This window comes from Endozoicomonas sp. OPT23, assembly GCF_009653635.1.
Lineage (GTDB): Bacteria > Pseudomonadota > Gammaproteobacteria > Pseudomonadales > Endozoicomonadaceae > Endozoicomonas_A.
Genome location: NZ_PPFD01000009.1, coordinates 215143 through 228368, shown reverse-complemented (window position 1 = coordinate 228368; position 13226 = coordinate 215143). Strand labels below are relative to the sequence as shown.

Genomic DNA, 13226 nt, shown 5'->3' with positions numbered 1-13226 from the left:
ATGACCAGGCAGCAACAATGGATGCTTGCAGGCATCGTACTTCTGGGAGTGGTACTGATCCATTTCGTTGGCGCAGTGATGACCCCTTTTGCCATCAGTATGGTGCTGGCGTATCTGGGTGACCCGCTGGTGGATCGCCTTGAAAAGATGAAACTGTCCAGAGGGCTTTCGGTAACCATTGTTTTTGCCGTCTTCTTCTCGGTGGTTGCTCTTCTGCTGCTGGTACTGATTCCAGCTCTTTTTCACCAGTTAAAAGCTTTGATGCAGCTATTGCCTGCTCTGGATCACTGGTTCCGGGATAATGTCATCCCCTTATTAGTTGAATACACCGATGTTGAACCAGAATGGTTTGATATCAGTCAGGTATTGAAAAACATGGCCAGTGAGTGGCAGCGGGCTGGTGGCCTTCTTGCTCAGCTGGGCAAATCAGTGACCAGCTCTGGTCTGGCTATTGTCGGCTTTTTCGTTAACCTCTTTCTGATCCCTGTCGTAGCGTTCTACCTGCTCAGGGACTGGGATATCATGATGGAACATATTCGTCTGATACTTCCGGTCAATATCGAACCTATCGTCGTAGAACTGGCGGCTGAATGTGATGAAGTTCTGGGGGCGTTCCTGAAAGGTCAGCTAATGGTGATGCTGGCTCTTGGGGTTATTTATGGTTTGGGTCTCTGGTTCGTTGGTTTGCAGTTTGCGCTCTTGATAGGTTTGCTAGCGGGTCTGGTCAGTATCATTCCGTACATGGGCTTTGTGGTTGGTTTTACTACAGCTATTCTGGTGGCCTTCTTCCAGTTTGACAGCTACATCCCATTATTAATGGTGATGGGCGTATTTACGGTAGGTCAGATTCTGGAAAGCTGGGTGTTAACGCCTTATCTTGTGGGAGACCGAATTGGTCTGCATCCGGTCGCTGTTATTTTTGCCTTGATGGCTGGCGGGCAGATTATGGGCTTTGTCGGTATGCTTATTGCTTTGCCACTTGCTGCGATAATTATGGTACTCTTGCGTCACCTGCATCGAAATTACAAGGCGAGCCACCTTTATCATGCTGGCAAGCCGGGGGAGTAAAAGGTGAACGAGACTGCTGTGTATATTAATCACTCGACACTCGTTACCTACTGTTGTCTATGAGTCAACCAGTGCAATTGCCGCTCAGCGTCCAGATAAGGGACGATGCAACTTTCGCGAACTACTTTAGCGGAGAGAATGCCGCTCTGGTCAATATGCTGGATCTTGAAAAACAGGTTCCGGGTATTGAACAGGAGCAGTTTATCTATCTGTACGGTAGTCAGGGTGTTGGTTGCAGCCACTTGTTACAGGCAGCCTGCCATCAGGTTGATAGACAAAATGGACGAAGTATTTACCTGCCCATGCAGGAATTGGTTCATTATCCATCCCAGTTGCTGGAAGGTATGGAACGTCTTCAGCTGGTCTGCATTGATGAAATCAACCAGATTGCTGGTATACCTGAGTGGGAAGAAGCTATCTTTGACTTATTCAACCGTCTCAGGGAATCGAAAACCCGCCTGCTTGTAGCTTCTCATTGTCCACCCAAGGGGCTGGACCTGGAACTGCCTGACCTGGTGTCACGTTTAAGCTGGGGGCTGGTATTTCAGGTTCACCCTTTGAACGACAGTGATAAGGTTGCAGCGCTTCAGTTAAGGGCTCATTTAAGAGGGTTGGATATAGGTGAAGATGTAGCTCGCTATATCATTTACCGCAGTAACCGGGATATGGGGCATTTGTTTAAGATGCTGCAGAAGCTGGACAGTGCTTCTTTACGAGCTAAACGGAAATTGACCATACCTTTTGTTAAACAGGTTATGAACTGGTAACAAGAGACGCCATATGGCAAAACGACAGTCACTCTGGCGAATATTGTTCGCTGGAGTTGTTGCACTTGCCCTTATCTGCAGTGTGCTTTCTGTAACTGTCTTACCAGACTGGTATACCCGCCAACTGATTCATGAAGTGGAACATCAGTCTGGAATAGAAATACTCCCCGTCACATCCAGTTATTCTTTTCTTACCGGCCACCTGCTTTTAACTGACCCTGAGTTGAGAATAACGCCGGGCTTAAGTCTCAAGGCTGCCTCTCTTTCTGCGACCGTTCCCTGGTATGCGGTGATCAGTCAGGATTTCAAACTGTCAGATATTGATATTAACTCCCCGAAATTCGGAGTTGACCTGTACATTCTCGGCCATAAGCCCGCCATGAAGAATCTGGACAGTTTTCTGAACCAGGTGGGGCGTTTCTCTTTTCAAAATGGTTTGTTGCAGGTGCGTGATGATAAACGTCGTGCGCAGCCGGAGGTGTTTCAATTCCACTTCAGCCAGTTACAGTTCTATTTTTTATCCGGGGAAGGCATGTTGAAGCTGGCGGCAGTCGGGCAAGACAATGAATGGGAGTTTAACGGTCGATTTTCTTCCCGGAATCACTCCCTTGTCGGTAGTGCACTTGTGAGTCATGCGTCTTTGGCTGACGTTATTCAGCAGCAGTTCATTACCTGCCAGCATTGTCAGCTATCAGGGCTGTTTCGCTCGGCTCTTTCTGTGACATGGACGCTTGAAGACAGTTTGCAGGTGCAGGGCAGTGGTGTTGTGCAGGATTTTGAATTCAGTAATCAGGATGATGTTGTCTTTGCTGCTAAAGGTCTGGAGTTTAAGCATTATGATTATGCTGGGGGTCGAGGAACCATTGAGCAGCTGATTATCGATGGTATCGCTCAGGGCAGGGGTAATAAGAAATATAAAGGGCTGCTGCAGAGAAGTTTATCGGGCGTTGTAAACTCAATTGAGTTTCAGGATAAGGAGAAAATTAATTAGAACAGTATTGAGGATTAACTGAGCAGTTAATCCCCAATACTTTCTTAACCTGCTTTTCCAGCCAGAGTATGCAGCTATTAATGCTGGTTATTTGCCTTGCCCTGCCAGCGGGTAAACATCATGGCAGAGATAAACAGGAAGAAGCTGCTCAGGGTAAGAATCCATTCATTAATGGCAGTCATGTCAATCCAGACATTGACGACACCGCGGGTAAAATAAATGCAGACAATAAAACACAGCCAGGCAGATGCTCTGGGCTGTCGTTTCAAAAAGCCGTAAACCGGCAGTAGCAGAGGAATAATAGCAATCAGCAGGATTTTCCATACGGAGCCTTCTGGTGGGTCTATCCAGACCACCTTTGCTGCCATTGCAACCAGCAAGGTGAAGTAGAGTGCAACGCTGATTCGATAACAGATATCTGCTTTTTTAAGCAGCTCTTCTTTCTCAGTGGCAGCCACGATCAGAGAATCTCCAGTACAGATTCAGGTGGGCGACCCACTCTGGCAGCATCTTCGGTCACAACAATAGGGCGTTCGATCACTTTTGAATGTTGTACCATCAGGCTGATCTGTTCAGCTTCACTAAGGTCTTTTCCTTTGAAATGATCCTTGTATTCCTGCTCACCTTTACGCATCAGCTGTTCAGGCTTCTTAGCCAGTTTTTTCAGAATACTGGTCAGTTTTTCAACAGTAGGAGGTGTTTCCAGATACAGTACGATTTCCGGAGTGACGCCTTGCTCTTCAATCAGAGCCAGTGTCTGACGGGACTTGGAGCAACGCGGATTATGGTAAATGGTGACCACTGATTGTTTCCTTCAACGCTCGCTGGTTAATTCTCAATAAAATATTCTGCTTATCTTCGCAAGCGTACATTTGAACGGAGAAGGGTACAAGGCGGGTTTCCTTTGGCTCCATAGATTTTGTTATTCTTGGTGTTTGAAATCATTGATGGACTCAGGGAAAGATAATGTCAAAGCCGGAAATGGCAAAAAGTTCTGTTGCTGACAGGCTTCTAGCAGCGGGAGAGTATCTGAAAACAGTGTTTGAGCTGTTTCTCAGGAACCGCAGTCTCGATAATGCCGCAGCGCTGACCTACACCACACTCTTTGCGGTCGTCCCAATGATGACTGTAACTTACAGTGCTTTGTCTGCTATCCCTTCTTTTCAGGGAGTCAGTGAAAGCATTCAGAGTTTTGTGTTCAGTAATTTTGTTCCAGCTACAGGGGAGCAGATTCAGTCTTACCTTGGCAGCTTTTCCCAGCAGGCCAGAAAGCTGACCGGTGTGGGTATACTCTTTTTGGTGGTCACAGCCTTTTTGATGCTCAGAACCATAGATCGCTCAATTAATCAGATCTGGCAGGTTGAACAGGTTCGGCGTGGCGTATCCGGTTTTCTATTGTATTGGGCCATTCTCAGCCTGGGGCCTTTTATGATTGGTGCAGGGTTTGTTCTCACCTCTTATCTGGCTTCTCTGAAACTGGTGTCTGATACCACTGCCTACCTTGGGGTTGATCAATGGTTGCTGCGCCTGATGCCGGTCTTCCTGAGCTCATTGGTGTTCACTCTGCTTTATACCGCAGTGCCTAATCGAAAAGTGCCTCTTAAGCATGCGTTGTTCGGTGCTGTGGTTGTGGCAGTACTGATTGAGCTGGCAAAGGGCGGGTTCGCTCTATTTATTACCCTCTCCCCTTCCTATCAGCTTATCTATGGTGCTTTTGCCGCTGTGCCACTGTTCCTGCTCTGGATTTACATGAGCTGGATAATGGTTCTGTTTGGTGCTGCTCTGGTGCGAGGGCTGGCCATCAAGCAAACACGAGGTGAAGAGCGTTTGCCTGAAGTGTTGGGTGTGCTGGCTGTTTTGAGCGCCTTCAAGACATCCTTTGCCGTGGGAAGCTCACTAAAGCTTGTTGACCTTCATAAGATGGGTTGGAAGCTTTCTTTACAGGATTGGGAATTCTACACCGAAGGGTTAATGGAAGCGGGTCTGATTACCAGAAATGACCGAGCCAGCCTGATTCTTGCTAAAGATCTGGAGACGCTCAGTCTTAATGAACTCTGTCAGCAGCTTGGCTGCCCTATACCGGAGGTATCTGAGTTGCAGGGACGTGACTTACAGAGCCGTCCGGAATGGTTCAGGCAGTCAGTAGAACGATTCCTCGAAGTGAATCGTCAGAAATCGACAGTGCTGGATATTCAGTTGTCAGCGTTATTAACCTCAAAGAGATGACTTCAAAGAAGCCCTGATGTTGGTTCAGGGCTGACTTTTATGGCCGAAATTAACAGCAGAATACTCTTTTGAATGAGAATGCTGCTATGGATTCGTTACCTCCGGTTCCACCCTCTCAACCTAGAAGCAAGCTTGGATTCGTAAACTCTTTTATAGGGCGTTTTAGAAAAGGAGGGAAGGATCGAAAGGTTGAGACGCAGGCATCAACAAAAAATCAACTGAAGAAATCTGCTGCTGGGCCTGCTCTGAGGTCGATGGACTCAATAAAGGCTCTTCATGACTGGAGTGTTAAAGCTACTGAGCAGGAAGCTCTCTTAAATGCTCATGATGACAGTCTTATTAAAGATGAGGATCGGGGTAAACAGCATGTCAAGCGAGTAGTCGCTCTGAGAAAGAGAATATTCAGTATATTGAGACCTTACAATGAGCAGCTGAGCTGGCTTAAAAATGAATCCGGCTTTAGTGCTACAGAACTAAAAGAGTTAAGAGATGCCTTTGCTGAGCTTCAGCAACCAGCGGACAGGTTGAATAGACTGGAAGCAAAGTTGCAGAAGAGCTTAAAGCTGGGAGTGGCGATAGAGGTGTCAACCAGTGAGGCTGATATAAAGCAGCATGTAAATGATTTTAAGAGCAGGCTTGGCAGGTTTAAACAGGTATATTCTCAGAAAACAGAGCAAGGTATTCCAGAAAAACTAGTAGTTGAGTCGCCACCCGAGCCCGTCAAATCATCAGTCCCTGAACCGAAGCAAATAACCTCTGAACAGTTTCGAGAAAAGTTGCAGAATCACGTAGCAACTATCAGTTCTGTTGCTGAAAATCTGAAAAATGAAGGCAGTGAGCGCGCAGTATCTAAAGCAATTCACTTGATAGAGACAATTCAGCTAGAAGCTTCCGGACTACTTTACAGCTATGAAAAGCTTTCAGAAGATGATGTGCGGTTCATGGAAGAATCGGTGAAACTGATAAAAGAATTTAAAGAGCTGATGGAGGTTTTCAAAAAACAGGCTGGGGCAGGAGTTACTGGTACAGCAGAAGCATCCATGCACTCGGTAATGGAACTTAAAAAAGTCGTAGAAAGAGTGCTTGAGTGGGAACCGGGTAAAAAAATGTCGGTTGCATTTGCTGATAGTCAGGCTGTAGCTGCATCAACTCCCGTCAAAAAATCCGAGAAAGCTGAGGCAGTAAAAAGTTTTCTTGCACCCTCTTCTTTAAAGAGTGAGCTGAGAGGTTTTCTTGAAGCTTATAATCAGGCACCAGGGAAAGCTGAAAAGCTCGATGCTTTGCAAGCTCTTGGCCAGCATATGATCGAGCGGAAAGAGCAGTTCGATAGACTTCGACCGTTTCTTGCTATGGTCGCTGACAAATCAGGAGCAGTGGGTGTTGAGCCTGCGAAGTCGCTTGGCGAATGCCAGGAATGGTTATCAACGCTGGCAGGTGATACTGCAAAAATTAGCAGTCTGGAGTTAGATCAGGAGTTTCTGGATGCAATCGCCAGAGCAGATACGACCCTGGTTGCCTTGGAGGCGTTCGATCGTCAGCCACCAAAAGAAATGCTGCAGCTGCTCTCGCGGACTTTGCCTGCCCCACCGTCTCAGTCTGACCACTTAAAAAACCTGATGACTCGACGCGTGCTATCGCAAATGAGAGGTGGGGTAAGTTCTATCCCTCCGTCGCAGATGAAACAGCTGGTTGAACTTCATGAGCGCCGTGGAAATACAGGCGGTGCCATAAGGGCTTTGAAAGCTCATTTAAAACTGAGTTCCGATTCGTTGCAGAGGGCTGAAACGGTTAAGACTCTTACTGACCAGGCAAGTAATCTCGAGGAAATTAGAGCCGTAGGCGCAGCCATTCAGGAATGGGAACGTAGTGAGGGTGATGAGCTGAAATGGGTGTGTGACCAGCTGGATGCTGTTGCCAAAGATGTGAAAATCGAAGACGTCAGAGCTGGATTGAAGGGCCTAGAAGGAATTCAGAAACTGGCATCCGTAAGGAATGGAAAAGATAGAGAGGAAGAGCAGCGTTTTGAGATTTTTAATCAAAGGCTTGACGAAGGTATTCGTAGTTACGTTCAGGAACGTGTCGAGCATAAGACAGTAAAAGAGCATGCTGGGGGGAAGAATGAATTCTGTAAAAAGATTGCGGCAGAATTGAATGCTCAGTTAACAGGTGTCGCCGATGTCAGTGTCTCGATGCACCCTTCAGGTATCAGGGTAGATATCCAGTCACACATTCAAACCCCTCAAGATATTGATATAAAATGCTTCGGCTTGATGAATAGTAGCGCTCCTCTAGCTGGTACGATTGTTAAAACTCTACAAGGAAAAGAGCCATCGGATCTGATGGTCATGGACAAGAAGGCTGGTGGATATTGCTGGATGCCCTGTTCGCAGGCGCGATTGCAAGAGCAGGCTAGAGACCTGTCCGGAAATTATGACCGTTTCAGGAAAGGGCTTACACGAGCAAGGGCTGAAGCCAAAAGTATTGGAAGGATGAAGAAGGCCAGGGGGAAAGTCGGTAGTGCCAGTGAGCACTTCAGGGAGGCTTTGATAAAAAATCCTTTGCCGTCAAAAGTACGAAACAGTTTACCAGCAGGGTTTGATTCCCTGGATAGTTTACCCATGAAGGAAGTAACGACTCAGGTCAGAAATGCCTGCTCTACTATGATGGGGCATCTTAAGTCAGGTGATATAGCTGTTGATACTGCAGCAAATATTATTCCGAAGTTCCTTGAAATAGCGGAACATGCCAGTGGAAGACTAACAGCCACAGAAGCGGTGTTAAAAAAGGACGTTAGCTTAGAGCCTTCTTCGAAATTGAAAACACAGCTATCAACTATTCGTAAGACGTTCAGACCAAAATGGTTTTACAGGCTGACAGGGAATAAGAGGTATAAATCATTCAAACATACCGAGAACCTGTTGGCTGTTTTTAAGCAGTGTCGTACAGCTCCGGGTATGACTGAAGGCCAGCTGGCTGATGCAGTTTTTGCGCTTAGGGGAAAAGGTACAAAGTATTCGCCACAAGTTGATGTTCTGGAAAGTTACTTAAAGCAGTATATGGACTCCTTTGAGCCTCGCGATGTTGAATTGCCCTAGTTTTTATAAGCTAAATCACTGACTGCTCCCGTACGAGTGAGATGATCAGGTAAGATAATTGCCTGATCATCTCACTTTGGAACAGGAGAGTATCTCAATGGTTGTTATTGGTACACCGGAGTCGGAAACAGCAACAAAAGTCTTGCTGTTAGGCTCGGGAGAGCTGGGTAAAGAACTGGTGATTGAGCTCCAGAGGCTTGGAGTCGAAGTAGTCGCTGTTGACCGCTATGCTAATGCTCCCGCCATGCAGGTAGCTCACCGTAGTCATGTTATTGATATGCTTAACGCTGACGACTTACGACAGCTGATAACTGCTGAAAACCCCGATTATATCATTCCTGAAATAGAAGCCATTGCTACCGATGTTCTGGTTGAAATTGAACAGGAAACAGATATCACTGTCGTTCCCTGTGCTAGAGCAACCCGTCTGACCATGGATCGTGAAGGTATTCGTATGCTGGCGGCCGATGAGCTGGGTCTGCCCACGTCGCCTTTTCGTTTTGCCGAATCTGAGCCGGAATTAAAAGCAGCCACAGAAGTAACCGGCTTCCCCTGTGTTGTTAAGCCTGTTATGAGCTCTTCCGGTAAAGGGCAGAGCGTCATGAAATCTGAAAGTGATATTGTCAGCTCATGGCAGTATGCTGTTGAAGGTGGTCGTGCGGGTAAAACTCGAGTGATCGTCGAAGGCTTTGTCGACTTTGATTATGAAATCACTTTACTGACCTGCCGTACACGACAGGGAACTCATTTCTGTGAACCTATCGGCCACCGCCAGGAAGGCGGTGACTATGTAGAATCCTGGCAGCCACAACAGATGACAGCCGCCGCGCTGGCAGAGTCTCAACGAGTGGCAAAAGCCATTACTGATGCTCTGGGTGGTTTTGGTATCTTTGGCGTAGAGCTGTTTGTCAAAGGTGATCAGGTGCTGTTTAACGAAGTATCCCCCCGTCCACACGACACTGGTATGGTAACCCTGATTTCCCAGAATCTGAGTGAATTCGCTCTGCACGCCAGAGCCATTCTTGGATTGCCGGTTAGCAATATCAGACAGTTTGGTGCGGCCGCTTCAGCGGTGATTAAACCGGAAGGTTGTTCTAGTACTATGAAATATTCAGGTCTGGAAGCAGCAATCACTGAGCCGGATACTGATCTGAAATTGTTTGGCAAGCCGGAAATTAACGGTCAGCGCAGGTTGGGCGTAGGTCTGGCATTGGATGAAAATACCGATCAGGCCAGAAAAAAAGCAGCGCGGGTTGCTGCCAGTGTTGAAGTTACCTTTTAACGGTTTTCAGGGGAGTGATTTATAATCACTTCCCTGTGAAGAATACTGTATAAAATAAAACAAACATTCCTCTGGTGAACTCCTGTATGAAGCTGTCCTTCAAAGCACCCTGTAAATCGATTCTGCTGGTGGTTTTATCTGTGCTATTTCTCACTGCTTGTGGTGGACAAGCTGACTTAAATGACAGCAAAGGAAAAGCCATAAATCTCAAAGACTCTAATGGTCGCTGGACGGCTCTGAATATTTGGGCAGACTGGTGCGAGCCATGCCGTGATGAAATTCCTGAACTGAATGCATTGAATATAGATGGCAGGATTCGAGTTATTGGTTATGACTTTGATGGCAGTCAGGGACTGGAACTGCAGAGTAAAATGGCTCGAATGGACATAGCGTTCACCGTGCTCTCGGATTCTCCGCTGATAATGCTGGAGATCAAGGCTCCCAAAGCTTTGCCGGCAACGTTGTTATTGAACCCTGAAGGTAAACTGGTGGATACTTTATTAGGACCGCAGGATAGAATCTCGATCAGCAGTAAAATTCAGGAGCTGCAAGCGAAAGGAGAGGGGTGATGGCGAATCAGTGTCGACGGGCGCTAGTAACCGGAAGGGTTCAGGGTGTCTGGTTTCGAGGTTCGGCTCAACAGCAGGCGAAAAAGCTGGGTATTACCGGTTGGGCGAAGAACCTGCCCGATGGCCGGGTGGAAGTGCTTATGTGTGGTGACGTCGCTTCTTTGGACAGTCTGCAGCAATGGTTGAAGAAAGGACCGCCGCTGGCCAGAGTGGATGATCTAAAGGTTTCTGAAGAATCTCATCAGGCATTTTCAGAGTTTACGACAGGCTGAATTTTAAAACATCAGCCTGTTGCACTTATTGTATTACTCCAGCGTTACTCATTACGCCAGTTTTTATCCCAGTTGTTATAGACCCTTTCCGGATACCAGATCTTGCCAAGGCTGCCATTATAGCGAGCCAGAGCACGGGTCATATTGCCTTTTTCTTTTTCCAGATAGTAACTCAGAATCGTGCTGCCATAGCGCAGGTTGGTGGCAACGTCGGTCAGGTTATCTTCCGGTCGGCCAATCACGTTTTTCCAGAACGGCATTACCTGCATCAACCCCTGAGCGCCAGCAGAAGAGATAGCAAAGCGATTGAAGGACGATTCGGTTTGAATCAGAGCCAGAACCATTTCCGGCGACAGGTCAGCTAGAATGGCTTCACGGTGGATCAGCCTTAACAGTCGCAGCCGTTTTTCACGATTGGGGATAAAAGACTTAAGTCGTCCTGACATATCGACCAGCCAGACTTCAGCAGCAAAGCGGTCAATAAAACTGTCCGCATTGACTGAATCCGTCAGCTGTTCTTTCAGAGCCAGATCGATCTGTTTAGGTTGAGCGGTAGCGAAGCTGGAAGCCAGCAGTGCTGGCAGAACTATCCCTTTGAGGAGATAGCCTGCCAGTGAACTGCCGGTTTTGCTGATGTCAGTGTTATCGACTGAGTTATCAGGCCAGACGCTCTTTAAGAAGGTCTGCAATATCATTGAGGGCAACGTCTTCCCTGTCAGCGGCTTTACGGTATTTGTATTCCACCATGCCTTCTTTCAGGCCGCGGTCACTTAAAGTGACGCGATGAGGAATACCCATCAGTTCCATGTCGGCAAACTTAACGCCAGGGCTGGCCTTACGGTCGTCCAACAGTACATCGTAGCCAGCTTCGGTCAGCTCCTTGTAGAGATTTTCGGCGGCTTCACGGACAGCTTCAGACTTCTCGATCTTCAGGCCGACAATAGCGATCTGAAAAGGAGCAATGCTTTCTGGCCAGATAATGCCACGGTCGTCATGGTTCTGTTCAATGGCAGCAGCCACCACACGGGACACGCCCAGACCGTAGCAACCCATAAACATGGTCACGGCCTTGCCGTTCTCATTCAGAACAGTGGCGTTCAGGGCTTCAGAATACTTTGTACCCAGCTGGAAGATGTGGCCGACTTCGATGCCGCGTTTAATTTCCAGTGTGCCTTGGCCGCATGGGCTCAGGTCACCTTCAACAATGTTGCGCAGGTCTTCAGCACGATCAAATTTCGCATCGCGATCCCAGTTCAGGCCGAAGAAGTGTTTGTCGTCGATATTAGCGCCAGCGCCAAAGTCGGACATGACTGCAACGGTATGATCGACGATCAGAGGAATCTTGATGTCTACAGGGCCCAGAGAACCAGGGCCAGCACCCATAACTTCACGGATTTCTTCTTCGGTAGCCATGCGAAGAGGTGCCGCGACTTCAGGCAGCTTCTCAGCCTTGATTTCATTCAGTTCGTGGTCGCCACGAACCAGTAGAGCAACAAAGTCTGCTTCCGCTTCTTCGTCTGCAGCAACGATCAGGGTTTTGAGGGTCTTTTCAATGGCCAGATCAAAACCTTTCACCAGGGCGGCAATGGTTTTGGTGTCAGGTGTATCAACCAGACGCTTCTCTTCAGTAGCAGCTGCACGTTCCTGAGCAGGCGCTACAGCTTCTGCCTTTTCGATGTTGGCGGCGTATTCACTTTCGGTACTGAACGCGATAGCGTCTTCACCGGACTCGGCCAGTACATGCACTTCGTGGGAAGCATTGCCACCGATGGAACCAGTGTCAGCTTCTACTGCGCGGAAGTTCAAACCAAGACGGTTGAAAATACGGAAGTAGGTGTCGTGCATGTTCTGATATTCAGCAGACAGGCTTTCCTGAGTAGCGTGGAAAGAGTAGGCATCTTTCATCAGGAACTCACGGCCACGCATCAGGCCGAAACGAGGACGGATTTCGTCACGGAACTTGGTCTGAATCTGATACATGTTCAAAGGCAACTGTTTATAGCTGCTCACTTCGTTGCGCATCAGGTCAGTGATGACTTCTTCATGGGTTGGGCCAATAACGAAGTCGCGCTGATGACGATCCTTGATGCGAAGCAGTTCAGGGCCGTATTCTTCCCAACGACCGGACTCCTGCCAGAGTTCAGCGGGCTGCACTGCGGGCATCAGAACTTCCAGAGCTCCGGAACGGTTCATCTCTTCGCGGACGATGTTTTCCACTTTTTGGAGAACGCGCAGACCCATGGGCATCCAGGTGTAAAGACCGGAAGCCAGTTTACGGATCATGCCGGCTCTCAGCATCAGCTGGTGGCTGATGACAACGGCATCGGAAGGTGTTTCCTTGAGGGTTGAGATCAAGGATTTGCTGGTACGCATGTGCTTTGTAATCCGGTTTCTGAAGACGCAAAAAAGGGCATTTTATCACTCATGACGGATAGCTGCTATCGGCAGGTCGCAAAGCCGTCAGGACTTGGATATAGTGCCTCGCCAAAAGGTTTTGAATGCAACCTGTCCAAGGAGTGCTTATGAGTGATTTCAAACTGGATGACCGACTGGAAGCCGACTGTTTCCATCTGGGTGATCTGCCGCTGTGTCGTGTACTGCTGATGAACGACAGTCAGTACCCGTGGTTTATTCTGGTACCGAAAGTTGCGGGTGTGACTGAAGCTTTTCATCTGGATGAAGAACAGCAGCTGCAATTGGCCTGCGAATCTTCCATTTTTGCCGGTACACTGAGTGACCTGTTTGAAGCGGATAAAATGAACGTTGCGGCACTGGGCAATGTTGTCAGTCAGCTGCATATTCACCATATTGTCAGATATGAAAACGATGTCGCCTGGCCAAACCCGGTTTGGGGGCAGAAGCCGGCGAAGCCGTATGATAAAACTGAAGTAAAAGAGATTCGTAAGAAACTGCAATCGCTCTTTGACTGTTTTGAGTAACAAAGAATCGTGATTGA

General features: G+C 47.8%; 13 protein-coding genes. 9 read left to right on the top strand and 4 right to left on the bottom strand.

Annotated elements, in window-relative coordinates; translation table 11 throughout:
* Genes EOPP23_RS20435 through EOPP23_RS20425 form a run of 3 tightly spaced genes read left to right on the top strand, consistent with a single transcriptional unit; the run spans position 1 to position 2826 of the window.
* Positions 1-1068 (top strand): AI-2E family transporter, encoded by a 1068-nt coding sequence (locus tag EOPP23_RS20435; protein ID WP_153767833.1) that lies wholly within the window; start codon positions 1-3, stop codon positions 1066-1068.
* A gap of 59 nt (positions 1069-1127) precedes the next feature.
* Positions 1128-1835, top strand: coding sequence for a DnaA regulatory inactivator Hda (gene hda, locus EOPP23_RS20430; protein ID WP_153767832.1), 708 nt, complete (start codon positions 1128-1130; stop codon positions 1833-1835).
* Positions 1836-1848: 13 nt separating this feature from the next.
* Positions 1849-2826 carry a hypothetical protein gene (locus tag EOPP23_RS20425; protein ID WP_153767831.1) on the top strand — a complete coding sequence of 326 codons (978 nt, stop codon included), beginning with the start codon at positions 1849-1851 and terminating at the stop codon, positions 2824-2826.
* Between the two features lie 77 nt (positions 2827-2903).
* Here the strand turns inward: EOPP23_RS20425 and EOPP23_RS20420 are convergent, their stop codons facing one another.
* Both EOPP23_RS20420 and arsC read right to left on the bottom strand, forming a co-directional pair.
* Positions 2904-3284 carry a DUF2069 domain-containing protein gene (locus EOPP23_RS20420; protein WP_153767830.1) on the bottom strand — a complete coding sequence of 127 codons (381 nt, stop codon included), beginning with the start codon at positions 3282-3284 and terminating at the stop codon, positions 2904-2906.
* Between the two features lie 2 nt (positions 3285-3286).
* The gene (gene arsC / locus EOPP23_RS20415; RefSeq protein ID WP_370514840.1) at positions 3287-3628 is read right to left on the bottom strand and encodes an arsenate reductase (glutaredoxin); all 342 of its coding nucleotides are present in this window, start codon (positions 3626-3628) and stop codon (positions 3287-3289) included.
* Positions 3629-3792: 164 nt separating this feature from the next.
* On the opposite strand from arsC, the gene EOPP23_RS20410 reads away from it, so the two are divergent.
* From EOPP23_RS20410 to EOPP23_RS20390, 5 genes are all read left to right on the top strand, one after another.
* Positions 3793-5052 (top strand): YihY family inner membrane protein, encoded by a 1260-nt coding sequence (locus EOPP23_RS20410; RefSeq protein ID WP_153767829.1) that lies wholly within the window; start codon positions 3793-3795, stop codon positions 5050-5052.
* Between the two features lie 254 nt (positions 5053-5306).
* Positions 5307-8147, top strand: a complete 2841-nt coding sequence (locus EOPP23_RS20405) for a hypothetical protein (RefSeq protein WP_194842695.1) — start codon at positions 5307-5309, stop codon at positions 8145-8147.
* Between the two features lie 97 nt (positions 8148-8244).
* A complete protein-coding gene (purT, locus tag EOPP23_RS20400) occupies positions 8245-9429 on the top strand; it encodes a formate-dependent phosphoribosylglycinamide formyltransferase (protein ID WP_153767923.1) in 1185 nt (394 codons plus the stop codon).
* Between the two features lie 86 nt (positions 9430-9515).
* The gene (locus EOPP23_RS20395; protein WP_153767827.1) at positions 9516-9998 is read left to right on the top strand and encodes a TlpA disulfide reductase family protein; all 483 of its coding nucleotides are present in this window, start codon (positions 9516-9518) and stop codon (positions 9996-9998) included.
* Positions 9998-10270 (top strand): acylphosphatase, encoded by a 273-nt coding sequence (locus tag EOPP23_RS20390; protein WP_153767826.1) that lies wholly within the window; start codon positions 9998-10000, stop codon positions 10268-10270. The genes EOPP23_RS20395 and EOPP23_RS20390 overlap by 1 nt, the downstream gene beginning before the upstream one ends.
* A gap of 44 nt (positions 10271-10314) precedes the next feature.
* On the opposite strand, the gene EOPP23_RS20385 is transcribed toward EOPP23_RS20390, so the two are convergent.
* Together EOPP23_RS20385 and EOPP23_RS20380 are read right to left on the bottom strand one after the other, a co-directional pair.
* Complete coding sequence (locus EOPP23_RS20385; RefSeq protein WP_153767825.1) at positions 10315-10965, bottom strand: lytic transglycosylase domain-containing protein; 651 nt, start codon at positions 10963-10965, stop codon at positions 10315-10317.
* Entirely contained in the window at positions 10928-12643 is a 1716-nt protein-coding gene (locus tag EOPP23_RS20380) for a proline--tRNA ligase (protein ID WP_153767824.1), read from the bottom strand. Before EOPP23_RS20380 ends, EOPP23_RS20385 begins: the two co-directional genes overlap by 38 nt.
* A gap of 149 nt (positions 12644-12792) precedes the next feature.
* Between EOPP23_RS20380 and EOPP23_RS20375 the strand changes: the two genes are divergently transcribed.
* Complete coding sequence (locus EOPP23_RS20375) at positions 12793-13209, top strand: HIT domain-containing protein (RefSeq protein ID WP_153767823.1); 417 nt, start codon at positions 12793-12795, stop codon at positions 13207-13209.
* The last annotated feature ends 17 nt before the right edge of the window (positions 13210-13226 follow it).

What these genes read in the sequence shown, in the direction of transcription:
- EOPP23_RS20385 (WP_153767825.1), bottom strand. Translation starts at nt 10,965, where the DNA reads ATGATATTGCAGACCTTCTTAAAGAGCGTCTGGCCTGATAACTCAGTC.
- purT (WP_153767923.1), top strand. Translation starts at nt 8,245, where the DNA reads ATGGTTGTTATTGGTACACCGGAGTCGGAAACAGCAACAAAAGTCTTG.
- EOPP23_RS20375 (WP_153767823.1), top strand. Translation starts at nt 12,793, where the DNA reads ATGAGTGATTTCAAACTGGATGACCGACTGGAAGCCGACTGTTTCCAT.
- EOPP23_RS20425 (WP_153767831.1), top strand. Translation starts at nt 1,849, where the DNA reads ATGGCAAAACGACAGTCACTCTGGCGAATATTGTTCGCTGGAGTTGTT.
- EOPP23_RS20410 (WP_153767829.1), top strand. Translation starts at nt 3,793, where the DNA reads ATGTCAAAGCCGGAAATGGCAAAAAGTTCTGTTGCTGACAGGCTTCTA.
- EOPP23_RS20405 (WP_194842695.1), top strand. Translation starts at nt 5,307, where the DNA reads ATGGACTCAATAAAGGCTCTTCATGACTGGAGTGTTAAAGCTACTGAG.
- EOPP23_RS20395 (WP_153767827.1), top strand. Translation starts at nt 9,516, where the DNA reads ATGAAGCTGTCCTTCAAAGCACCCTGTAAATCGATTCTGCTGGTGGTT.
- EOPP23_RS20380 (WP_153767824.1), bottom strand. Translation starts at nt 12,643, where the DNA reads ATGCGTACCAGCAAATCCTTGATCTCAACCCTCAAGGAAACACCTTCC.
- EOPP23_RS20390 (WP_153767826.1), top strand. Translation starts at nt 9,998, where the DNA reads ATGGCGAATCAGTGTCGACGGGCGCTAGTAACCGGAAGGGTTCAGGGT.
- hda (WP_153767832.1), top strand. Translation starts at nt 1,128, where the DNA reads ATGAGTCAACCAGTGCAATTGCCGCTCAGCGTCCAGATAAGGGACGAT.
- EOPP23_RS20435 (WP_153767833.1), top strand. Translation starts at nt 1, where the DNA reads ATGACCAGGCAGCAACAATGGATGCTTGCAGGCATCGTACTTCTGGGA.